Annotated in this window: 16 protein-coding genes; 6 read left to right on the top strand and 10 right to left on the bottom strand. The window is 39.3% G+C overall.

Annotated elements, in window-relative coordinates; all coding sequences use genetic code 11:
- Positions 1 to 90 precede the first annotated feature (90 nt).
- The 6 genes from FZF08_RS22660 to FZF08_RS22635 form a co-directional block, all read right to left on the bottom strand.
- Positions 91 to 1,704 carry an aminotransferase class V-fold PLP-dependent enzyme gene (locus tag FZF08_RS22660; RefSeq protein WP_159473785.1) on the bottom strand — a complete coding sequence of 538 codons (1,614 nt, stop codon included), beginning with the start codon at positions 1,702 to 1,704 and terminating at the stop codon, positions 91 to 93.
- 392 nt (positions 1,705 to 2,096) lie between these two features.
- A complete protein-coding gene (locus FZF08_RS22655; protein WP_159473782.1) occupies positions 2,097 to 4,334 on the bottom strand; it encodes a xanthine dehydrogenase family protein molybdopterin-binding subunit in 2,238 nt (745 codons plus the stop codon).
- A 16-nt stretch (positions 4,335 to 4,350) separates the two neighbouring features.
- Positions 4,351 to 5,370: a xanthine dehydrogenase family protein subunit M gene (locus tag FZF08_RS22650; protein WP_159473779.1), complete on the bottom strand. Its 1,020-nt coding sequence runs from the start codon at positions 5,368 to 5,370 to the stop codon at positions 4,351 to 4,353.
- A complete protein-coding gene (locus tag FZF08_RS22645; RefSeq protein ID WP_409012670.1) occupies positions 5,363 to 5,893 on the bottom strand; it encodes a (2Fe-2S)-binding protein in 531 nt (176 codons plus the stop codon). Before FZF08_RS22645 ends, FZF08_RS22650 begins: the two co-directional genes overlap by 8 nt.
- A gap of 424 nt (positions 5,894 to 6,317) precedes the next feature.
- Positions 6,318 to 6,758 (bottom strand): carboxymuconolactone decarboxylase family protein, encoded by a 441-nt coding sequence (locus FZF08_RS22640; RefSeq protein ID WP_159473776.1) that lies wholly within the window; start codon positions 6,756 to 6,758, stop codon positions 6,318 to 6,320.
- 77 nt (positions 6,759 to 6,835) lie between these two features.
- Positions 6,836 to 7,414 (bottom strand): Crp/Fnr family transcriptional regulator, encoded by a 579-nt coding sequence (locus tag FZF08_RS22635; RefSeq protein WP_159473773.1) that lies wholly within the window; start codon positions 7,412 to 7,414, stop codon positions 6,836 to 6,838.
- Positions 7,415 to 7,687: 273 nt separating this feature from the next.
- Here FZF08_RS22635 and FZF08_RS22630 point away from each other — a divergent pair, with 273 nt between their 5' ends.
- Both FZF08_RS22630 and FZF08_RS22625 read left to right on the top strand, forming a co-directional pair.
- Entirely contained in the window at positions 7,688 to 8,185 is a 498-nt protein-coding gene (locus FZF08_RS22630; protein ID WP_159473769.1) for a GyrI-like domain-containing protein, read from the top strand.
- A 65-nt stretch (positions 8,186 to 8,250) separates the two neighbouring features.
- Positions 8,251 to 8,745, top strand: coding sequence for a YdcF family protein (locus tag FZF08_RS22625; RefSeq protein ID WP_159473765.1), 495 nt, complete (start codon positions 8,251 to 8,253; stop codon positions 8,743 to 8,745).
- Here the strand turns inward: FZF08_RS22625 and FZF08_RS22620 are convergent.
- Entirely contained in the window at positions 8,742 to 9,719 is a 978-nt protein-coding gene (locus FZF08_RS22620; protein WP_229216651.1) for a sugar phosphate isomerase/epimerase, read from the bottom strand. The genes FZF08_RS22625 and FZF08_RS22620 overlap by 4 nt on opposite strands.
- A 492-nt stretch (positions 9,720 to 10,211) precedes the next feature.
- On the opposite strand from FZF08_RS22620, the gene FZF08_RS22615 reads away from it, so the two are divergent.
- A complete protein-coding gene (locus FZF08_RS22615) occupies positions 10,212 to 11,183 on the top strand; it encodes a phytanoyl-CoA dioxygenase family protein (protein ID WP_159473762.1) in 972 nt (323 codons plus the stop codon).
- Positions 11,184 to 11,248: 65 nt separating this feature from the next.
- On the opposite strand, the gene FZF08_RS22610 is transcribed toward FZF08_RS22615, so the two are convergent.
- Positions 11,249 to 11,566, bottom strand: coding sequence for a hypothetical protein (locus FZF08_RS22610; RefSeq protein WP_159473759.1), 318 nt, complete (start codon positions 11,564 to 11,566; stop codon positions 11,249 to 11,251).
- A gap of 428 nt (positions 11,567 to 11,994) precedes the next feature.
- Between FZF08_RS22610 and FZF08_RS22605 the strand changes: the two genes are divergently transcribed.
- Together FZF08_RS22605 and FZF08_RS22600 are read left to right on the top strand one after the other, a co-directional pair.
- Positions 11,995 to 12,696: a hypothetical protein gene (locus FZF08_RS22605; RefSeq protein WP_159473756.1), complete on the top strand. Its 702-nt coding sequence runs from the start codon at positions 11,995 to 11,997 to the stop codon at positions 12,694 to 12,696.
- A 20-nt stretch (positions 12,697 to 12,716) separates the two neighbouring features.
- The gene (locus FZF08_RS22600; protein ID WP_159473753.1) at positions 12,717 to 13,439 is read left to right on the top strand and encodes a hypothetical protein; all 723 of its coding nucleotides are present in this window, start codon (positions 12,717 to 12,719) and stop codon (positions 13,437 to 13,439) included.
- A 96-nt stretch (positions 13,440 to 13,535) separates the two neighbouring features.
- On the opposite strand, the gene FZF08_RS22595 is transcribed toward FZF08_RS22600, so the two are convergent.
- The gene (locus tag FZF08_RS22595; RefSeq protein WP_159473750.1) at positions 13,536 to 13,919 is read right to left on the bottom strand and encodes a hypothetical protein; all 384 of its coding nucleotides are present in this window, start codon (positions 13,917 to 13,919) and stop codon (positions 13,536 to 13,538) included.
- A gap of 196 nt (positions 13,920 to 14,115) precedes the next feature.
- Positions 14,116 to 18,252, bottom strand: coding sequence for a hybrid sensor histidine kinase/response regulator (locus FZF08_RS22590; RefSeq protein ID WP_159473748.1), 4,137 nt, complete (start codon positions 18,250 to 18,252; stop codon positions 14,116 to 14,118).
- A gap of 370 nt (positions 18,253 to 18,622) precedes the next feature.
- On the opposite strand from FZF08_RS22590, the gene FZF08_RS22585 reads away from it, so the two are divergent.
- Entirely contained in the window at positions 18,623 to 21,214 is a 2,592-nt protein-coding gene (locus FZF08_RS22585; RefSeq protein ID WP_200837153.1) for a TonB-dependent receptor, read from the top strand.
- Positions 21,215 to 21,494: the final 280 nt, after the last annotated feature.

The following is a 21,494-nucleotide window of genomic DNA, read 5'->3' as shown; positions in this document are numbered from 1 at the left end:
TATTTTTTAATTCTAAAATTTAAATTTTTGACACAAAAAAAATGAGACCCCGAAGTATCTCATTTTTCATTACCGCTTGTTTTTCAAATACTAAGTTGCCAAAGGTGGCCCCGAAGGAATGAAAATCTTTTCACGTTTTGCTTTAAACTTATGGCGTTTGGCAGTGAAAGTAGCAGTCATGTACTCGCCCATGTATATGGAACCGCTCATGGCATCGTCCTTTGCTGTACCCGAAAATGAAAATGTAATATTATCCGCAATCTGGCGATCCGAACTCCTCATTTTTACTTCATTTCCTTCAACCGTTCCCTGCAATTCCCTTACCGAGAATTCACCTTTATGGGAACCTTCAAGCCAGTTTCCGTCTTGTTCAATGATCAATGATTGTTTGCTAACCGACGAAAAGAACTTTACGTCCAGATCCCAATGTCCTTTTAATGCAACGGTTGCAGGTTTCATATCTGTTTTTTGCGGCGTACGCTTTTCAGATAAAACGGCAACAAAACGTTCGGCTACTACCTTATCGTCGCCCGGCTGCATTTGTCCGGTTGTTATAGAAATAAAGGTTGATCCGTCTCTGCTTCCGCCACCCAATGCAATACGTGGTTTTGTTCTGCCAAAAAGTTCGGCAATTTCTTCACCGGTGATATTGAATTTAGCAGCATCCCATGAAATCCTTAACTGTGGCGTTCGGTTAGAGAGCTCCTCTTTTGGCTCAATAACAGTTGTTTTAACTCCGTCAATTGCTGTTACCGTTTTCGAAATATTATCAAGCCATGAAAGCCATCTTTTCCATTCTCCTGCATGATCACGCTTTGTCCACGCTTCTACGGCGGCAATCATGCCCATGGTTTCTTCACGCCCAACCTTGTTATCCCGCCCCGGACCGTGGTGCGGCGCGCTTGCCTGCCATGCAGACATCAGCAAATCTTTTTGCCCTAAAACAAGTCCTGCGCACTGAGGTCCGCAAAGTGCTTTTCCGCCACTGTAAATCACAACGGAAGCACCCATTTTCAAATGGACGTTAGGAATAGTCAGGTCCTCTGCTGCTGCATCCACCATAACCGGGATATTTTTCGGCTTCGCAATTTTTGAAATGGCTTCCAAAGACAAAGGCCCTTTCATGGATTCATCGCCAGCCATCAGATAAATCAGTGCAGTACGAGAGCTCATTGCATTTGTTAATTCTTCAATAGAATCCACTGTGATCAGAGTCACCCCTACATTTCTCAACGCGTGGTCATAGACGTTACGCGAATATCTTGGAATAATTACTTCCGTTTTATCAAATCCGGCAAGATTTGGAACCCGAATCAGTTTTTCGGGATTACCTCCTGTAACACAGGCCACTGTAACATGTTTCATACCCGCTGCACAACCAGCGGATACCATTCCCCATTCTGCGCCTGTCAACTCAGCCAAACGTTTTCCTGCCCCGAAGGCAAGTTCATCATATTGTACAAAAACCTGAGCTGCGGCATCCATTGCAGTTCTTACTTCGGGCCTTTCTATGGAACCTCCAATAATGGTGAACGTCCCGCGGCAATTGATAATCGGTTCCACACCAATTGCCTGATAGATTTCTTTGCTGGCTGCAACCTGAGCCGGGCTTACTGCTTTTTCAGGAGCAGAAGTTTTGGGGAGCATGATACTTCCGGCCAGCGGAATCATGGATAGATCTTTAATTGCGTCTCTGCGATTCATTTGAAATAAATAAGAGTTTTAGGAATTTTGGCGAATTACTAAATTAATTTATAGGTGTTTTGAGCTTAAAAATTCGGGCAGTAAAATTAAACCGGAAATTTACAACAAAAATAAAGTATAATATTTTGTATATAAATTTTATACAGGTCATTATTTTGCATTTAGTACAAATGACGGGACGAGTTTAACACTTAATGCTTTCTTAACCAAATGAAGTTTCAAATTCCGGTTACGTTCCCGCCTGGCTTTATATTGTTTCTTGTATTTATAATAAATTTGCCAAATCTCAATTTTCATCGGAAAAACGATATTTATTAAAACAAAAAACAGCCGGCAAATATGCCGACTGTCAGGATTAAAAAAGTAATTATATAGTTCTGAATTCCAATCAATTAAAGCAAAGAATCAAAATGAATTGGAAACCGGTTGATTCTCTTTCCTGTTGCATGAAAAACAGCGTTGGCAATGGCTGGCGGCATGGCTGCCAGACCAATTTCTCCAATACCTTTACTACCAAGCTCATTGACAATTTCATCTTTTTCAGCCACAAAAATCACGTCCAGTTCATGGATATCAGCGTGCACAGGAATGTGGTATTCTCCCAGATTCGTATTCATATATTTGCCTAAATGATGATCGCTGATGGTTTCCTCCCGCAATGCCTTGCTAATTCCCCATACCATTCCACCTAAAATCTGACTTCTGGCTGTTTTGGGATTAATTATATTTCCGGCAGCTACTGCGGTGATGGCTCTTGTTACATTAATAATGCCCAATTCTTCATCCACCTCTACCTCAACAAAAGCAGCACTATGGGCAGCCCGGGAATATTTTTTAAGTTTGAGAACATTAGGAACCGAGAAGTTAATTGTCCTGATTTCCTTTCCTTTATTGGCTGTTATAATATCCTGAAAGGACATAAAAAGGGTTGGGTTCTCTGTCAAAACGATTTTTCCGTTTTCAAATATCACCTCTTCAATAGGAACATTTTTGAAAGGTGATTTATCAATTCCAGCTGCCTTTTTTAACAACTTTTTCTTCAATGCTTTTCCAGCCGCTTTTATTGCTGACCCCACTGTTGAAACCGTAAAAGATCCACCCTGAATGGGTGCAAAAGGCATTTTGCTGTCGCCATAGGAAAAGGTTACGTCTTCCATTGGCAAACCTAATTCATCGGCAGCAATTTGCGTCATAACAGTCAATGTTCCGGTACCAATATCGGTCACAGCACTGTTAACCAATAGTTTACCATCTTCTGTAATAATTGCTTCCGCCCGAGCCGGAACAGTCATAGCTTCCCAGATTCCCGTAGCCATACCGTAGCCGACAAGTTTATTGCCATGGCGCATACTGCGTGGTTCAGGATTTCGATTTTTCCAGCCAAATTTCTCGGCTCCCTGCAAATAACATTCGCGTAATTCCTTACTGGAAAACGGACGATCCGTACTTTCATCATGCAACGTATAATTGATAAGACGAAGCTCCAAAGGATCTATATTGAGCTTGTAAGCCAGTTCGTCCATCGTACTTTCAATGGCGTGAATTCCTGTACTTCCGCCCGGGGCGCGCATATCCAAAGGACTAAAAACATCCAATGGAACCATTTTATATTTGAAAAGTGTATTCTGAGCGGGATACAGCATATTCGCCCAGTTAACCACAACTTCTGTATAATCTTCGAACTGAGAAGTCTGGCCAATTGCTTCGTGATTTAGTGCAGTAACAGTTCCGTCAGCATTTGCACCAAAACGTGTTGTTTGTATTGTTGGCGGGCGATATCCGAAAGTAAACATCTGGTCTCGGTCAAGCGTTACCCGCACATTTTTTTTCAACTCCAAAGATGCCATAACTGACATAAACAATTGGTATTGAGGCCGTAAACCTGCACCAAAAGCACCTCCAACATAAGGCGAAATTACCCTTATATCTTTAAAATGAAGTCCAAAAACATTTCCTACATATAGTTGGCAATTAACAGTTCCCTGTGTTTTGTCGTATATCGTCAGCTTTCCTTCTCCTTCATAAATCGTTGTCGTCGTAAATAATTCCAACGGATTGTGATGCTCAGTACCATGAAAAAATTCTCCCGAAGCCTGAGCCGCAGAACTGGCATAAGCTTTTTCAAAATCACCTTTCGGCTTTGGTGGTAAAGGTTTTAAAGCTGCAGCCATCCCAACTTTTGGGGCGCGCGCCTTGGCTAGACTGGCCTGAATATCGGTTGAAAATTTCTCCTCTTTATACCTGACCTCAATGAGTGAGGCAGCATAACGGGCAAGTTCAAAAGTCTCGGCCACCACCAGCACAATTGGTTGGCCATAATATTTTATTTCATTGTCGTGCAGCGGACGAAACGGAGATCCCGCCGGGGCATCCATATCGGCATACTGCATATTAAACCAGGCCAGAGAAGGACGGTTTTCATGCGTGAATATTTCAACTACCCCTGATATTTTTTTGACATCTGCTGTGTTGATACTAATGATTTCACCCCTTACAATTGTGCTGTTTACAACGTAGCCGTATAACAAACCGGGCATATTATATTCACCTGAATATTTGGCCGAACCGGTTACTTTCATCTGGCCTTCCAACCTGCTGACGGGTTGTCCTATCAATGGTATTTTTGACATAAAATTTCCTGGTTAATTAGGCTGATGGCTGAGCTCCCGGCAGTTGTGTTTCAGGGTGAAGTGCCATGATACAATTCCGAATAATTGCTCTTTTTGTCAACTCTACTTTAAAGCTATTGAACTCATAGGTGACCGCATCCTTTATTATAATTTCCGCAGCAGTTTCAAAATTTTCCCTGGAGGCAGTATTGTCTCGTAAAAATTCTTCGGCCTGTCGCACGCGCCAAGGTTTATGCGCCACACCACCCAGTGCAATACGGGCCTCCTTAATGATATCGCCATCAAGTTCAAAGCCAGTTGCCACAGAAACCAGCGCAAAAGCATAGGAATTCCGGTCCCGTAGTTTTAAGTAAGAATAGTTTTTGGCAAAGCCGTTCTGTGGAAGATCAATACTGGTGATTATTTCATCAAAAGCCAGATTGTTATCCAAATGTGGTGTATCACCTGGCAAACGATGAAAATCGGCAAAAGGTAAACTACGCTCGCCTCCCGGGCCGCTTACATTTACAACCGCATCCAACGCCGCCAAAGCGATACACATATCGGACGGAAAAACGGCAATACAATTTTCACTGGTTCCAAAAATGGCCATAATACGGTTATAACCTTGAATGGCAGAGCAGCCGCTGCCTGGTTCACGCTTATTGCAGGGAACTGCCGGATCGTAAAAATAATAACACCGTGTTCTCTGTAAAAGGTTACCACCGTTTGTCGCCATATTCCTGATTTGCCCGGAGGCCCCGGCAAGAATTGCCTTCGACAACAATGGATATCTTGCCTCTATAAGGGGATGGTAAGCCGTTTGTGCATTTTTGACAAAAGCACCCAACCGAACTCCGCCGTCGCTTTTTTCTTCAATCGCGTGACATTCTTCAATGGAATTTATATCAATCAGCGCATTGAAAGTCGTGAGGTCGTATTTCCACAAATCGATAAGGTTCGTACCGCCCGCGACAAATTTTGTATCCTTATCTGCACTCACTTTTTGAATGGCTTCCTGAATACTTTTTGCCCGGGCGTAGCTGAAATTATTCATAATTCCCTCCTTCCTTAACTTCCATGATCGCGTCAATAATATTGGTATTCGCACCGCATCTGCAAAGATTTCCGCTCATCAGTTCTTTCACCTCGGCTCTTGAACTGGCTTTATTTTCATTTAGCATACCGATAGCGCTGCAAATTTGTCCCGGGGTACAATAGCCACACTGAAATGCATCGTGCTCGATAAACGCTTTTTGTAGCGGATGCAATTCTCCCTCCTTCGCAATACCTTCAATTGTCGTAATATCAGCACCCTCTTTCATTACCGCAAGTGTCAGACAACTCAAAATCCGGTCGCCATCACACAATACGGTACATGCGCCACATTGTCCATGGTCACAGCCTTTTTTGGTTCCGGTCAAATCCGCATATTCCCGCAAAGCATCCAAAAGACTTACCCACGGCTGTAATTTCAATGCATGCGCATTGCCATTTATACGCAGATTTACATCCGTTGAACCAGGCATCCACGGCATTGTTTCCTGCACTTGCTCTCGTTCAATGATTTTATTTCTCATAGGCAGAATAATATCGGATTGGATTTCTTATGTTGTAAAATTTATAATGAAGTGTAAATACAATTTACGCTCATTCATAAAAAACTATTCCCGTATCTTTTTTCTGTTTTCCTGGAAAGGACTGCTAATGATTTATGGGAATTTTTTAAATAAAAATCCCAATTATTTTCTGGCGAACTGTGATTGTTTAATGGAAGAATCAGTATATCAAAGGCAGCGCCTCTGACTTCGATGATTGGTTAAAACACAAATATGTAAATCTTTCAACAAACTTTAACCGACCTGGATCCTGCGGACCGATCCTTCCGACGGCGATTTCTCCCGTCGAACGGATCGTGATAACCCTCCTACCCCCGCAAATCGGACAGATAAGAAAAATGTCATTCCGCAGAAACCCTTTGACGATAAAAGAAACTCTTCTTTTCTAATTCAAAGCAGGCATCAGGTTTGTCGCAATGCCTATTCTGTTCCAGGCGTTGATGGTTATAGCAGCCATGATCACCTGAGCCACGTATTGGTCGCCCAAAAGAGAAATCGCATTGTTATATGTCTTATCCGAAACGTGATTTTGAATCAAGGTAACTTCCTCTGAAATTGCCAGCACCACCCGTTCTTCTTCCGTAAAAAATGGAGTTTCACGCCATGCGTTTAATGCATATATACGCTGTTCGGTTTCCCCAATCGCGCGGGCTTCTTTGGTATGCATGTCAATACAATAAGCACATCCGTTGATCTGTGAAGCACGGATTTTGATGAGATTTTTATGAATGGGAGTCAGGCTGGTGTTTTCAATGTATTTTTCAAGACCCAACATGGCTTTATAAGCTGCCGGATCTGCGTTTGGGATGTTGATTCTCTTTTCCATGATTACTTTCTTTAGATTTATGATGTCACAAATTTCCGGCTTCCGCTTCTAAAAAAACTTAATCATGATTAAGAAAATCAGGAATCTGCCATTTTCGCTCTGATTTTACTTAAAAATTCAGGTGTAAAACCAAGATAAGAAGCCAGCATATATTGCGGCACCCGCTGTATAAAAGAGGGGAAATTTTCATTGAAGTGATGAAAACGCTCCTCCGGAGAAAGATTGAACATATACTGCAAACGCATCAGGGAAGCGGCATAGGATTTTTGAAGGATAAGCCGAAAGTAACGTTCCAACTGTGGAATTTTGGCAAACAAGTCTTCCGATGTGCGGTCGTCAATACTGATCAGCTCACAATCTTCAACAGTCTGTATAAAAAGTTTTGACGGTTTTTTCTGCTCAAAACTAAAATAATCAGTAAGCCACCAATTTTCAATGGCAAACTGGACCATCTGTTTATTGCCGTTTTCTTTAAGCGTATAACTTCTGAGGCAGCCTTTGACAATAAACCAGTTGGCATGACAAAACTGTCCTTCCTGCAACAGATATTGTTTCTTTTTTATCTTTTCAAATTTGACATAAGATCTCAGAATAATTTGTTCCTCTTCATTTAAAGCAACAAATTTTTGTATATGCCGGACCAGGTTTTCGAACATACTTCCTACTGATTTACTTTACAATGATACAAATTCGTTCTTTTAAACGAAAAATCCCGGAGATTATCTGTTACCATGGGATATTTAGAAATCAGGAAGATTATTTTAAATAGATAAGCAGAGAAATTCTGCAAAAATAAATATCCGAATTCAGGAAAATCTGTCGCAGATACCCCCTGAAATTGTCATATTGCACCTGTGTATAGATTGAAAGAACCAGGTAATTTAGCTTTTGAGAAAGTCCTTAATAAGTCTCACCAAAACTTTACGACTATGACAACGGAGCCAAAAATAGAATTCCTGGAAAATGAGCCTTATGTTGCGATCAGGCAAAAAGTGAGTATGGCTGAAATCCCGACCCTGCTGCCACCATTGATTTCTGAGGTATTTAATTGGCTAAAAAAGGAAAATATCGAAGCAAATGGGGCACCATTTTTCCGGTATCTGTCAATGGATGAGCACAAAATCTTGATTGTAGATGTAGGCGTTGCCATAAAGACAAAAGTGACCGGCGACGGCAGAATCATTTCCAAAGCATTCCCCAAAGGAGATTATGCTGCTCTAACTTTCACAGGAGATTATAAAAATCTGCCTCAGGTACATATTTCGCTCGATGACTGGATCATACAAAACGGCTATAGAGAATGCAGCGTTTTGGAGGACGGCCAACTTGTTGGATGCAGGGTTGAGTTTTACTTTTCTGATCCGATAGCAGAAGCTGATCCTGAGAAATGGGTCACTCAGGTTTGTATTTTAGTCGAAAAAGCCTAAGCCTTTTTTAATTTTTCTCAATATATCATCACATAAGAAACGCAACACTGCTTTCATCAATTTAAATGAAAATCATCCTTGTTTTAGGATCGCCCAACGAACCTGACGGAACACTTAGTGAAATGGCAAAAACCAGGCTGGCCGTTTGCCAAAAACTGTATGAGACAGGAAATTATAAAATTGTATTAACCGGCGGATTTGGCCCACATTTCAATACAACTGATAAGCCGCATGCGTATTATCTAATGCAAAACTTACTATTAAATACGATCAGATATGACGATATTATTGCGTTAATTACATCAAGTCATTCCGTGGAAGACGCCACACTTTCCAAATGGATTATAGCAAAATACGAGCCGGAGGAAATTATTATTGTCACCTCTGAGTATCATTTTGAAAGGGCTAAAATAATATTTGATGCTGTTTACGCACCTTTTTCTGATTTCTCGTTTGTACTCGCATCTTCCGGAACTGTTGATCCACAAATTTTAAATCCTTTAATCCAACATGAAAAAATCGCTGTTCAGGATTTGCTGGATCACGGCGTACGTTTTTAATGATAGGTTTTAAGCGCAGCCGAATCCCCAAGTTGTTTCAATATCTTTTTTAAACCATCCATATTCATTTTTAATCCTACTTCCGCATCCGGCGCAGTTTCTTCATTAATAATACCAATGGGGCCGTTGTATGTGCTATTTTTTACAACCCGTATCATTTCTGTTTTAACATCCCCCTGCCCTATTGGAACCACTTTTACGGGATTACCTTTTCTTAACCCTGACAAATTTATCGACAGCAAATAAGGAAGCATTTCCGGGAAAAATTTCGGAAAACGATCAAATTGTTCTTCCGCGTGATGAAAATTGTAAACGATTCCAATGTTTGGCTTCTTTAAATAATTAATAATTTCCAGCTGGTTTTCTGGTTCCCCATACCAGCCTCCATGGTTGTAAAGCCCAACCGTACAGCCAATTTCAGCCGCTCTTTCTGCAATGTAAGCGATAGGTTTCGCATGCGCTTTTACTTTTTCTTCCTGCGTCATACCATCAAGATCATTGATTCCGGTAACCATCAGCCAAAGTTGGGTTTTCACCTTATTTCTTTTCAATACTTCCAAAATCGTCTCCAGATCTTTGTCATTTTCCGGATCGGGCCCGGAGTGGAGCCAAAAAGCCTGTAAAGTAACGTGATGTGTTTTCAAGGCCTCAATTTCACTATCGAAAGTGGGAATATGTTTTGCCCGCCAATCATAAGCCAGTTTATTAATACCCAATGTATTAAGCATTTTCGCACGCTCCACGGGTCCACGGTTTTTCGAATCAAAAGGTACGATACACCAGGCTGTAAGATTATCGAGTGCGAAAATATTGGCAGTATTCTTCGATTTTTGTGCTTTTGTTTCGATCGTGAGCATCGTGAAAACGCTCATAGATATCAATACCAGCAAAAGTGACCGTGACAAAATATTTCTTTTATAATCTTCAGGTATCCCATTCCTTTTTTGTAATAAACCCGTATAAATATTTTCCATATCGCAGTTTTCTTATTTGCTCAAATAACAACTTGACAGGCTTATCTCTCTAACCACTACAAAAGTTGGATAAACTACATAATTACTCCAAAGAAATTTAAACCGAAAAAACCGTATAATTTCCGATAATAGTTCTCCCGTTGGCCTGTATATGAAATATGCAATACATTCTACCCGTTGAAAATTTTAAGTTGTTATCAAACACCCTAATACCGGGCATCGTCTGAATCAATAGCCGGTTTTAAACAATTGATTTTTAAAGGTCTTAAAACTTTAATGTGTAAAGCAATAAAATGAGCCATGCGACTTTATATTATTATGGTTACATTTATTTTTCATAACTTATTCAAGCAGTTTGCGGATTATGTATCCATGCTTTTGCTTTTTGCAGTGATGCATTCCAACTATTGAGGTAAAGCAGGAGTCATCAATTTAGTAAAACTAATACCTCAATAAGTAGTCAAAATCTGATCATTTAGTAAAAAAACATATATGCTTAACGCAAATTTACCCTGGATAGAATCACCCTTTTTTGAAGAGATTTTAAAAACTAAAAAACTAAGTGAACAACAGTTAAAATATGTTCTGGATTATCAGAAAAACGGTTTTGTAGTGATTCCCGGACTATTGCCTCATGACTTGATCGACAAAACGAAGGATGATGCAGAGAATAAAGGTTTCAATCTCGATTTTCCGATTAAAACCCAGCGTGACAGCCGAAGAATACAGGATTTGTGGCAGGTCTCGGAAGCGTCAAAAGAACTGGCCTGTTATCCTGCTTTACTGGAAATTCTTGAAATATTTTATGGACGTGAGCCAATTCCCTTTCAAACGCTGAATTTCAAATTCGGTTCACAGCAAAGAGCACATTCCGATACAATACACTTCAGTTCTTTGCCTTCCAAATTTATGTGCGGCGTTTGGGTGGCGCTGGAAGATATCACCGAAGAAAACGGGCCTGTATTTTACTATCCGGGATCTCAAAAACTTTTGGAATATGACTTTTCATACATCCGTACCGATGCACAAACGCCATCTTATAAAGACTATATTCAGTATGAAGATTTCATAGAAAAAATTGTTGAGACGCAACAGTTTGAAAAGAAAAAATTCCTGGCAAAAAAAGGAGATTTATTGATATGGTCGTCAAATATTATACATGGAGGATCACCAGTTACCAAAGAAGGTTCAACCCGGTGGTCACAAGTGACACATTACTTTTTTAAAGATTGTTATTACTACACACCGATGCTTTCCAATATGGTAACAAAACAGCTATATCTGAGAGATGAACTGGTGAATATGAGGACGGGTGAAAAAGTACAGCAAAACTATAACGGTGAAAATATCAACGCCCTAAAAGTTGGGGAAAATCTATTTTCATTGCTAACTCAAAAGATCAAATTAGGCTCACTGGCCATGCGGATTTTGAAAAATAAGGCATATCTTGGTGAAAGAAATTAGTTTAAAAAATAACCTTCGGCGCAATTGTACCGGAGGTTATTTTTATAAATATAATGTGAAAAACTCTAATTGTTTCTTCTCTTTGTTCCGGTAGTATCCAGTTCTCCCGACCCGCCTTTTCTTCTGCCTTTTTTCATTCCATCCATTTTTTTAGTCTTCATTTTAGTGGAGTCCATTTTCATATTTGAAGTTCTCTGGTCCCGGATCAGTGAATCATCTGACGGACTGCCGGTTTGGGGAATAGGCGCTGAATTCAACTTTTTGCCCTGATCCATTCTTGATGAATCCTGCAAAGGAATCGCTTGCCGCGATGGATTTTGCGCATAACTTACGGCGGTAGCCAGTGTAAGCATACCTGCAAATGCCAGTTTTATCATTTTCATATTTGTCGGCTTTTAGTTTGTATAAATCATTGTAAAATCATTGTACAAAAGACATTCCATTCATTCCATTTAGGAGGATAAAATGCCTGAAATTTCCAAAATAATAAATAAATAATCCAGGAAGCGGTATCTGGATTACGCAGGCAAGGTTTTACAAAATTCCCACCCGGCTGTTTTATCGAACATTGAAATGAAAAAGCTTTTTTAAAAAAAATTAAGTACTGAAATACAATAAATTACCTCAAATTTCCCGAAAAATCTACAAGAAAATAATGACATAAATCCAATTAAAATCAGATGTTTGTAAAAAGATTCGCAGAAATTTACACTTGGTTTAATACAAACAAATATTATTAACATCTTAAATAATTGCAATTATCACCAATTTTTCGTTAATTATATGAAAAAGTATACCCAAAGAAATTGCAATGAAAAGCTGGTTACTAGCCGTATTATTCCTGCTTACTTATGCAACTATTTTTGCACAAAGTACGCCTAGCGTGTACCGGACGAAAAACAGTTCCAATATTTCGAAAAGCATCCCCTATCAGGAACAATATCGGTTTGCAGAATTCAGACCTGGAAAAGTTTTCTTCCGAAACGGGCGCATTGTTAACGCGCTTCTTAACTACAACCTGTTTTATGGTGAGATCGAGTTCATTGATCCTAAAAAAGATACGCTTTTACTCAATGACAAAGAATTCATGGATAGCATAGCCATTGGCTTAGAAATTTTTTATTATATGCCAAAGCAGGGACATGTGCGGGAGATCAAAAATTATGGCAAAGTGAAACTTGGTGAAAAACAGGTCCTTGCTGTGCTGGACAATGAACGAGAATCCGCCTTTAATCACTATTCTGCCACTTCGGCGATATCCAATTACAAAAATTTCAGTAATCAAAACGGATACCAATGGATGAAGCCTACTGATAAAATCCTTTTTAAAAGAAAAACCGATAATTTCTTTATCGACAAGAATAATCGGTTTTACATTCCATCAAAGGCCAGTCTTTTAAAATTATTTCGAGATAATAACAAAGAAATTATCGGTTATATTAAAATAAAAAACATTGATTTTTCGAAGCAATCAGACCTGATTGAACTCCTTGATTTTTGCAGTTCTCTTTAACCTTGCCTAACAAAAAAAATATGAACCTGACAAAGAAACGGATTAAAGCATGCTGGCTTGCAGCTTTCATTTTTATCCCCATTTCGCTAATTTACGGTCAACCATCCAAAGTACTACGGGTAAAAAACGGACAGGATGCTACTAAATATATTTCAGCAAAAGACAGATACCAGTATCCTGATTTTGAGTTTGGACGCCTTAGTTACATCAACGGAAAATATGCGGTGAGCAAGCTCAATTATTGTTACCTTTTGGGAGAAATTATGTTTATAAATGCACAGGGAGACACGCTGGCCATTGCCGACAACAACAAGATTAAGTTTGCCGACATTGGGAATGCCCGATTTTATCCTGTTCCGGAAAACGGTTTTGTAGAAGTCATTGAAGACTTTGGTACAGTGTTGCTGACAAAAAAAACGCAATACCAAAAGCATGGAATTGAAAAAAAAGGTGCTTATCAAAACAGCAATGAAATAGGCTCTATTTATAATGCGTCGACTTTTACGGATATCACAGGCAGAACAACAATGCTTCCGGCAAGTAATACGGTATTACTTAAAACTATGACAACTTATCTTTTTATGGATATCAATCGTCGTTTTAGCAAGGCAAGTAAAACCAGCCTTTTGAAAATATTTTCGAAGAATAAAAATGGTATTGAAGAATATCTTGACGGGCAAAAAATTGACTTTAACAACGAGGAAGATTTAAAAAAAGCGGTTCGGTATTGCAGTGAATTATAATTTCAAAGTCTTATATCAACAAAAATACATTTTCCATTTTCATTTTATATAAAACAAGCCTGCTTTTAGAGCAGACTTGTTTCGGGCAACTATGAATTACTTATCATCTTTTTTCATTTTCTTTTCGGCTTTTTTAACACCTTTTTTGGTTGCATCATAGCCTTTTTCAGCTGTTTCTCCTACTACTTCTGCGCCCTTCTTAACACCTTTTTTAGTGGCATCATAACCTTTTTCAGCTGTTTCACCTACCGCATTCGCGCCTTTTTTGACACCTTTTTTTGTAGCATCGTAACCTTTTTCAGCTGTTTCACCTACTGCATCAGCGCCTTTTTTGACGCCTTTGCCAACGGCTTTTGCATCTTTCTTAACTTCCATTTTAGTTTTATCCGCAGCTCTGCCAACTTTCGTTTTAGTTGAATCCTGTGCATATGCCATTGTTGATGCGGCAACAATTGCCATAAAAATCAATATCTTTTTCATAATAAATTTGTAATTAAAAATGATTACTCGTGATAAGTCCAGTCTCAATAATAATATAAATAATCATACCACGAATAACAGTAATCCGAAATACATTTTCACAATCTCAAAACGGGAAACAGACCGCAACATAATGTTTGCGATTTACACAGATTATATCATACTTTTCAGGAATCGCGAAGGCTTAACGAATGTATCAGCAAGGCGTGATAGTTTGCAAGTGGACTGCCCATTTTTCGATTATCTGCATGAGCTCATTCACATTTATAGGTTTGCTGATGTAATCATCCATACCGGATTGAAAGCACATTTCTTTGTCTTCCTGCAAAGCATTTGCCGTCATTGCAATAATAAAAGGCTGATCCGGAAAGCGTTTTTTTATAAGTTGCGTTGCTTCAAGGCCATCCATCAGCGGCATTTGAACATCCATTAGAATGACATCATAATTTTTCTGTGTTGTCATTTTCAAAGCTTCAAATCCATCCATTGCCAGGTCAGGCGTATAACCTAGTTTTTTGAGAATATTTATAATCACAATCTGGTTAATGTTATTATCCTCGGCAACAAGTATATTCAAAGGGTATTTTATTGAAAAATCAGATCTTAACTTTTTCTGAGGAACTTCCGGGTCCACAATATGATTGATGACAGTCTTTTTGTACCTGCTCAATTCCGTAAAAATATATTTGGACAGTATATGCTGTTTAACAGGTTTTGTCAGAATAGAACAAAAAAGACCCGGGTTGTGCTTCTGTATTTCATTTCCTTTTGAGCTTAAAAGCATGATCGGCAAAGTAGGATACCGTTCACGGATAAGTGAAGCAAGCTGTATTCCATTCATCATAGGCATTTCCATGTCTGTAATAACCAGACTAAAATTTATGTTCTGAACCAATATTTCCAACGCCTCCCTGCCCGAGCTTGCTACATAAGGTACCAGTTTCCAGTCTTCAAGCTGGCTTTTTAAAATCCCCCAGTTGGTTTCATTATCGTCTACGATCAGGATGTTACTATTTTCCAGGCCCTCCATATTATAAGTAACATAGGTTTGGATGGACTGCGTGCTTCTTTTGGTCTTTATCGAAAAATGAAAAGTACTTCCTTTACCCACCGCACTTTTCACGGAGATGGAACCGCCCATAAGGGCAACCAGCTTTTCGCAGATCACAAGACCCAGCCCCGTTCCTCCGTAGCGCCGGGTTGTTGAAGAGTCAACCTGGGAAAAAGATTTAAAGAGCCGGTCCATTTTATCTTCTGCGATACCAATGCCTGTATCCTTTATATCAAAACCAAGTTCCAGAGAATCATCTTCATATACATTCATCTGCTTAACCCTTAGAGAAATTTCGCCTTCTTTCGTAAACTTTATTGCGTTGTTTATCAGGTTGATCAAAATTTGCCTTAGCCTCAGACTGTCTCCAATTATTTGTGAAGGTACTTCGGGATCAATTTGGTAAATAAGGTCGAGGTGCAACTCGGCGGCCTTTGCTGAAAATAAATCCATCACCCCTTCAATACAAGTCCTTAGGCTAAAATCTTCTTCTTCCAGCTCCATATTGCCTGACTCAATCTTTGAAAAATCAAGAATATCATTGATTACGGTAAGCAGATTTTCTCCACAGACTTGTATAGATTTTGTAAAATTTTGCTGCTCTTCGTTCAAAGAGGTTTCCGCTAGTAAAGATGCCAGGCCAATTACACCATTCATGGGCGTTCTGATCTCATGACTCATCGTTGCCAGAAAAGAACTTTTCGCCCGACTGGCAAGCTCTGCCTTTTGCACCGCTTTTTTCTCTTCCTCAATAGCGTGTTCAAGCTGGATGGTACGTTCTTTCACGTCGCTTTCCAGGTCTTTTTGGCGTTTTAAAATCTGATAGACCCGAAACCGGTAAAACGCGACGGACAATCCTATAAATACTAAAATACTTGAAGCCTTAAACCACCACGTAAGCCAAAAAGGAGGTTCTATGATAATTTTTAAAGATGTCCCGGTGTTGTTCCAGATACCGTCGTTATTGGATGCCCGTAATCTGAAAATATAGGTCCCCGGATCCAGATTTGTATATGTAGCTGCTCGTTTTGTACCCACATTATTCCAATCATTGTCAAAACCTTCAAGTTTATAAGCATATTGATTTTTTCTCGACAAAGTATAATTGAGCGCTGCGAATTCCAGCGTAAAAACAGATTGCTTGTGAGACAGGGTAATTACCTTTGTTTCACTAATGTGTTTTGGAAGTACACCACTGCTGTCACCCGGAATCACTTCCTTGTTAAAAACCTGCAAGTCAGTGATATATACAGGAGGAACAAACTTATTATCCTTCAACTGCTCAGGATAAAAACTACTAAAACCATTGACACCACCAAAAAACATTTGTCCGTCAGAAGTTTGAAAACGGGAATTATTCCGGAATTCATTTCCCTGAAGACCGTCTGAAATATCATAATTCCGGAATTTTCTGGTTTGCAGACTGAAACATGATATCCCTTTATTAGTACTTAGCCACAGATTATTTTTCCGGTCTTTCAAAATAGCAAATACTACATTACTTGCCAGTCCATCCTTTTCGGTATATGACTTGAAAGTTTGCTTCTGCCTATCGAAATAATTTAACCCACCTCCTCTTGTACCGATCCAGAGATCACCGTTTGCAACTTCAAAGATTGTCTGAACTTTATTATTTGATAAGCTCGACGTATCATTTACCTTGTTCTGAAATCTCTTAAAATGCTTTCTGTCCTTATCCAGATAATTCAAACCTGTATGCGAGCCAACCCAAATACCTCCTTTTCTATCCTGAAAAACCGTAGTGACAATATCACCGCTCAAAGTAGTTTGATCGGCCGGATCGTTTCGGTAGTGGGTAAATTTCTTTTGGGCAACATCATAGAAGTCAAGTCCACCTTTCCATGTACCAATCCAAAGATTCCCATTTCCATCCCGCAGGAGATTGTTTACATCTGAAATCGACAAGCTGTTTGGATTGCCCGGAATAGGCATATGATGCGTAAAAACGCTGGTTTTGGTATTAAATAAATCAAAGCCTCCATTGTGATATCCTAACCCCAGTAAGTCTTTGGAAACCTGGATGACGGATATCACATAATTGGTACTAATGGAATTTTTACCCTTGGTCTGTATAAAATGCGTAAATAAATTGGTCCGCCGATCCAGTAAGTCCAGACCGCCGCCATCTGTACCCAACCAGATTTTATTGCCGCTGCTGTCTACACAAATGGCCAATACATTGTTGTTGCTAAGGCTGTTTTTATTTGTTACGATTTGCCTGTAACTAAAAAATTTATCTTCATATTTGGAAATAAAATTCACTCCGCCGGCATAAGTACCGATCCATATGTTTTCAGTATTATCACGATAAATACAATAGACGGAATTGTTACTCAGGGTCGTATTATCGGCTGCCTCATTTTCATAAGTGACAAATGTATTCCTGAGAATATCATACACACTGATACCGCCATTTTCAGTACCAATCCACATTTTCCCATCACTCGCCTCCATGAGTGAAAGAATATCATTGTGGGCAATACTGTTTTTTGTTTTGTCATGCAAAAATGTCCTGAAAGTATCGTTGCCAGCATTGTAGAAGGATAAGCCTCCGGCATGTGTACCTACCCAGATATCACCTTTTAAATCTTTACAGAGTACGGTAATCCAGTCAGAAACCAGACCATTCTTTTGTTCAGCGTTTTTAAAGTATCCTTTGAAAATTCCGGTTTCAGGATTAAACCGGAAAAGTCCGTGCTCTGTTCCCAGCCAAAGGCTTCCGTCATGATCTTCAATAACCTGGGTTACAAATGCGCTTCCACCGCTTTTTAACTGCTGACCCAAGTGCCAGGTTTTAAAAACACCGGTGGCAGCATTAAACAAAAGAAGCCCCTGACTTGTCCCAAGCCAGATCCTTCCCTTGCTATCCTGAAAAATATCATTTATATCGTAATTCCCATTTTCGTAGTGGACAAAAATATTTTTTTCCCGGTCGTAGCGATCGAGGCCGCCTGAGGTTGCAACCCACAAATTGCCGGATTTATCTTCCAGCAGATCCTGGATATAACTATCGATTATACTGTTTTTATTATTTGCATCATGTTTATAATGGGTAAATTTAAAGCCGTCAAATTTATTGAGGCCATCTTCACTACCCAGCCACATAAATCCTTTTTTGTCTTTAAGAATAGTACTGATATGGCTTTGCGAAAGTCCCTGATTTGTTGTTAACCGTCGAAATTTGGGTACAAGAGATTGGGAAAAACAGAGTCTGCTACTAATACAGAGCCCAATAATCACCAGAAGGAGAAGTTTTTTCATTTAGTAATCAAATAGTCACTAATTATAACGTTGAGCCGTGATACCTTAATTGAAAATTAAATCATTTGCAATTAAGAAGGTTTATTCCTCCGGATTATTCTACAAGAATTCGTGAAAACAAATACAGCCGTTATTATAGATCTGGATTAATTTTCCTATTTGATGTCGTTGTAGCAATATTTCACTTTTCTGATACAATACCTAATTAAAAGTAGAATTAATTTTACAAAATAAACAATAAATTACACTATTTGATCAAACGATATGATTGTGCTGAATCAGACATAAGCACTATTAATATTTTGCAATTCTGATTATTGCCTGGAATTTACCATCTTCGATATGTATTTGAAAACATAACGACAGTAAGATGTTAAAACTTATACTATGCAGTCTTTTCCTGACTTCATCATCAGGTATATACGCACAAGTTAAATCCGGGGTTCAAAAAAATGTCTTACCGGCAGCAAAATCTGATACAACCTTTGCGAAGGAAAAAAATTTAGACGAAGTTGTTGTCACAGCTTCCAAAACCAGCGAAAGTATTTTGCGCTCACCGGTTAGTATAGAAAAAATTGGTAGTACCGCTTTCCGGCTCTCCTCCGCCCCGTCGTTTTTTGATGCCCTTGAAAATGTAAAAGGTGTTCAGCTTATAACACCCAGCCTGGGTTTCCGCATCATTAATACGCGCGGTTTTGCCAATACAACAAATGTTCGTTTTACCCAGTTGGTTGACGGGGTCGATAACATGGCGCCACACCTGGGAGCACCCATAGGAAATGCTATGGGGCCAGGTGATCTTGATATTGAAAGTGTGGAAATTGTTCCTGGAACTGCCTCTGCTTTATATGGCCTCAACGCACTGAACGGACTTGCCAATTTTATCACTAAAGATCCTTTTATGAGTCCGGGTGTGAGTTTTCAACAAAAATTGGGTGTCAACCATCTGAACGATTCTCAAACTTCGGCGAAATTATTTTCAGAAACCAGTCTACGGATCGCGCACGTTCTGACACCCAAACTTGCCTTTAAAGTCAATACTACATTTACAAAAGGTTACGACTGGATCGCAGGCAATCAAACCGATCTGAATGCTTCCGCTAATGCTAAACTGGGGATTCCGGGCGGAACCGAAAATCCGGGTTTTGATCCTGTAAATGGTTATGGAAATGAGTCTTCTGACAGAAAAACGATTACTTTACAGTCAAAACAGTATTCCGTTGCCAGAACGGGATATACAGAAAAGGATGTGACAAGTTACCATCTTCAAAATATAAAAGCAGACGTTGGAATTATATATAAAATCAATGAAGACAACCGGTTAACTTACACGTTTCGCTTTGCGGATCTGGATAATATTTACCAGCGCGCCAATCGTTTCAGACTGAAAGATTACGTGTTACAGCAGCACGCGCTGGAATTCAGAAATTCAAATTTTCAGGTTCGTACTTACTGGACAAGAGAAAATACCGGACATTCCTATAATCTGCGTTCTGCTGCGGAAAACCAGGACCGGAATTTTAAAAGTGACGACCTCTGGTATAGTGATTTTTCACAGGGTTTTAATGCTGCGACCAGCAAAGGGTCCACCGTAATTCAGGCTTTGCAGGAAGCCAGGCAAGCAGCGGATGCAGGGCGATACGAACCGGGAACACCTGCTTTTCAAAGTAAATTAAAAGAATTAGCTGATATTAATAACTGGGACAAAGGCTCAGCTTTGCGGGTAAAAGATGATCTTTTCCACATTGAAGCACAGGCCGATATTTCCAATTTAATCTCATCCGGTTTTAAACAAAAAACCGGAATTGACTTTTTGGCGGGTTTTGATCACCGAACCTATCTGATCCATCCGGATGGAAATTATTTTGTCAATTACGTTAAAGATCATGAGTTTGAAAATTTCACTTACAGTAAAACGGGTGCATTTATCCAGGCAAGTAAAATGCTTTTCAATGACAAGGTCAAACTTTCAACGACGCTGCGTTCCGACAAAAACGATCATTTTACACTAAAATTAAATCCTCGTTTTACGATGGTTTTTTCTCCGGCGGCTGAGCAGAATTTCCGGTTTTCTTTCCAAAGCGGATACCGTTTCCCAAGTATTTTCGAAGCATTTTCCAATGTAAATAGCGGTGGTGTAAAACGTATCGGAGGTTTGCGCGTGATGTCCAACGGGATTTTTGAAAACGCCTATCTGCGTACTTCAATTGATGCATTTCAAGCGGCAGTCAAAAACGATTTTAATCAGGGAATTCCAACAAACGTTGCCGTTGAAAAAGAAAAAGGTCTGCTGATCAAAAACCAATATACTTATCTTCAGCCGGAGCATATAAATTCCTTCGAAACCGGCTACAAATCACTTTTTTTGAAAGGTCAGCTGGGCGTGGATCTTGATTTCTATTATAATAAATATGATCATTTTATCGCGCAGGTTGAGGCTAATGTGCCCAATACCACGAAGCAGGATTCAATTCCTTATTATCTGAATGATAAAGCGAAACAAAACCGTTACCGGATGTGGACCAATTCTGAAAGTACCGTATATAATTTTGGGGGAAGTATTGGATTATCTTACAAATTTTTTCATAAGTATACTTTTTCAGCCAATGCTTCGTATGCCAAACTTCACCGAAAATCTCATGATGATGCTTTGGAAGATGGCTTTAATACTCCGAAATGGATTACCAACGTATCTTTTGGTGGAAACCAGGTGGTCGGTAATTTTGGATTTAATGCAACTTACAAATGGCAAAATAAATATTACTGGCAATCTTTTCTCGTCAATGGAAATGTGGCCGCTTACGGAACACTGGATGCACATGTGCATTATGATTTTACCAGGTCAAGGCTTAATCTGAAAATCGGTGCCAGTAATCTTACCAATCATTACTACAATTCTTTTCTGGGCGGACCTTCGATCGGTGGTTTTTACTATACCTCAATCACTTATCATCTGATGTAACCTCAGAATTTAGAATAAAAGATACATCCTGATTACAGAAATATTGACGCATTCTTCCTTGTAAACCGGACTAACATTTTCCAAGAACTAGTGAAATTGGAACTGAATACGATATTATAAGCTATGTGCCGGTTGAGAAATATTTTTCTGACCTATTTTAACCAGTAAGACATCAAAAAAAAGCCGTCGGACGGATTGCCCCAAGCAAAATTCCGGAAAATTTGATCCTTTACGCTGGTACTTAAACAGCGTTTTTTAGTATTCTTGTATAAACAACTTG

This window comes from Dyadobacter sp. 3J3, assembly GCF_009801115.1.
Taxonomy (GTDB): domain Bacteria; phylum Bacteroidota; class Bacteroidia; order Cytophagales; family Spirosomataceae; genus Dyadobacter.
The sequence above is the reverse complement of the archived record's forward strand: the minus strand, read 5'-3'. Positions and strand labels throughout refer to the sequence as shown.

Excerpts from the sequence above, each read along its gene's own strand:
- FZF08_RS22590 (WP_159473748.1), bottom strand. The coding sequence starts at position 18,252 with ATGAAAAAACTTCTCCTTCTGGTGATTATTGGGCTCTGTATTAGTAGC.
- FZF08_RS22650 (WP_159473779.1), bottom strand. The coding sequence starts at position 5,370 with ATGAATAATTTCAGCTACGCCCGGGCAAAAAGTATTCAGGAAGCCATT.
- FZF08_RS22600 (WP_159473753.1), top strand. The coding sequence starts at position 12,717 with ATGAACCTGACAAAGAAACGGATTAAAGCATGCTGGCTTGCAGCTTTC.
- FZF08_RS22635 (WP_159473773.1), bottom strand. The coding sequence starts at position 7,414 with ATGTTCGAAAACCTGGTCCGGCATATACAAAAATTTGTTGCTTTAAAT.
- FZF08_RS22605 (WP_159473756.1), top strand. The coding sequence starts at position 11,995 with ATGAAAAGCTGGTTACTAGCCGTATTATTCCTGCTTACTTATGCAACT.
- FZF08_RS22660 (WP_159473785.1), bottom strand. The coding sequence starts at position 1,704 with ATGAATCGCAGAGACGCAATTAAAGATCTATCCATGATTCCGCTGGCC.
- FZF08_RS22620 (WP_229216651.1), bottom strand. The coding sequence starts at position 9,719 with ATGGAAAATATTTATACGGGTTTATTACAAAAAAGGAATGGGATACCT.
- FZF08_RS22625 (WP_159473765.1), top strand. The coding sequence starts at position 8,251 with ATGAAAATCATCCTTGTTTTAGGATCGCCCAACGAACCTGACGGAACA.
- FZF08_RS22645 (WP_409012670.1), bottom strand. The coding sequence starts at position 5,893 with ATGAGAAATAAAATCATTGAACGAGAGCAAGTGCAGGAAACAATGCCG.
- FZF08_RS22585 (WP_200837153.1), top strand. The coding sequence starts at position 18,623 with ATGTTAAAACTTATACTATGCAGTCTTTTCCTGACTTCATCATCAGGT.
- FZF08_RS22630 (WP_159473769.1), top strand. The coding sequence starts at position 7,688 with ATGACAACGGAGCCAAAAATAGAATTCCTGGAAAATGAGCCTTATGTT.
- FZF08_RS22615 (WP_159473762.1), top strand. The coding sequence starts at position 10,212 with ATGCTTAACGCAAATTTACCCTGGATAGAATCACCCTTTTTTGAAGAG.
- FZF08_RS22610 (WP_159473759.1), bottom strand. The coding sequence starts at position 11,566 with ATGAAAATGATAAAACTGGCATTTGCAGGTATGCTTACACTGGCTACC.
- FZF08_RS22655 (WP_159473782.1), bottom strand. The coding sequence starts at position 4,334 with ATGTCAAAAATACCATTGATAGGACAACCCGTCAGCAGGTTGGAAGGC.
- FZF08_RS22640 (WP_159473776.1), bottom strand. The coding sequence starts at position 6,758 with ATGGAAAAGAGAATCAACATCCCAAACGCAGATCCGGCAGCTTATAAA.
- FZF08_RS22595 (WP_159473750.1), bottom strand. The coding sequence starts at position 13,919 with ATGAAAAAGATATTGATTTTTATGGCAATTGTTGCCGCATCAACAATG.